The organism is Oleiphilus sp. HI0123 (assembly GCF_001635315.1).
On record NZ_LWGE01001682.1, the window covers coordinates 1 to 1,630 of the forward strand.

The 1,630-nt window shown below is 41.6% G+C and carries 2 protein-coding genes; both read left to right on the plus strand.

Features of this window, described 5'->3' with window-relative positions:
* The coding region (locus A3761_RS28085; protein ID WP_197473186.1) for a hypothetical protein at positions 1–427 on the plus strand (427 nt) is incomplete at its 5' end.
* Between the two features lie 110 nt (positions 428–537).
* Positions 538–1,630: hypothetical protein (locus A3761_RS22760; RefSeq protein WP_156492045.1), on the plus strand; the 1,093-nt coding region annotated here is incomplete at its 3' end.

Here is a 1,630-nt window from a genome sequence, read left to right on the forward strand (position 1 = left end):
TATGGCAAAAGGAATTGGTAATATCCCTGCTTGGGTAGTAAATAGCGCTTTCGAATTGCTTCTAGAGAGGGGCTGGCGACCACGCGTTGTCGATTCAGATAATGCCGAAGTCTGCCAGCGATTAGAAGATATTTTTGCGCTATTTATCAACTACTGGATTTCTAAGAAAGGACCTTTTCTATCAGTGGAACAGGTTTTAGGGTCTCTGCCAAAAAGTGTCGACTTAGCGAGAGCGGAGAAATGGACGAGTTTCTTTGCTTGTAGGTTAGGTCGGAAGGAAGGTTTAGGTTTACTGTGCTGCATTACTGCCCCCAATGGTGAGAGAATAAGTGAGGACTTTAAAAGCTTTAAGGCTCTGGCTGAAGCGTCCAAAGAAATTATTAAGAACACTCAGTGTCGTGTTAGCTTCAGCTATCCGAGCAGATAGTGAGGTTTGAGTGGTTGCATAAAAGCAAAGGGAAGTGCTTTTACCTAACCGCTAAAATCGTTAATCTAGTCTCCTCAAAACCGACAACTTAGTAGAAGTAAACACATACAATGGATAGTCTCCAAATTCACCGTTTTTTATCTAGATTTAACCGTGCATATCTTTCAAGAGTGTCGCTGATTGTCTTTCCCATTTTGATCGTGTTGGTAATTGTATTTAACATTCCCTCAGTACAGCACTCTACGCAAATTTGGGATGAGAAAGTCCGGCAGTATGCTTGGTATTTAAATACTAATGATTCATTAGATAGTGATTTGCGTATTTCTATTCATGATTTATATACATCTGAAACGTTTAATGCTTCCACCGATCTGTATAAACAACGATATGCCTCATACAAATTAGCCGAGTCTTTGAATCTATATTGTAAATTGGGAGTCCAGAATCTTGCTTTCGACTTTTTTCTAGAAGAAGAAACGTGGGTGGGAAAGCATCTTTTAGCTGATGAGAAAGATACTCAAGAATTATTAAAGTCACTCTCATGTTTTGAGGCAGTTTGGGTGCCAATTAGATCGCTGGACCGTAATTGGAGCTTACCTATATCGCCTATTGCACAGTTGGACAATGTAAGGTTCGCGCATGTGAATACTCATGAAAGCGTCCTTTACTCTGTGAACGAAATAAGCTCCACAACAAGAGGGCAACTGAGTGTGCCTTATATGGCAGAAGCGTTAGCCGCACGTGGTGAAGTAGATTCTGAATTACTGCCCATTTTGCCATCGAACGGGTTGAGTTCTTTTCCTCGTATGCGGTTTGAAGATCTAGAGGTGTTTCTACCGCTGGCTAATGTTATGCCTGCCCAGTCTCTCCAAGAGTTGTATGTAAAGTACTTTAGTAATGCAGATAATGACGTTGCGCTTCCTGACACTGTATTGATCGGTTTTACCCATGATGCGCAAGATCAGCATGATGTGGCATATAACAAAGGTGGCCCGATTAAACTGCCTCATATTGTTACTACTCCGTCTGGCCAAGTAAATAATAATTCGGCTGACTCAAACGTGATATTTTATGGAACCGAGCCTACAGTAGCGTTTACTCCAGGTGTTTACATTCTAGCTTCTACGGCTATGGCGCTGGCTAGTGATAGTGGATACGCCTATTTAAATGGCCTGGATGTCTTTTTTCTAGTTGCCCTCATCT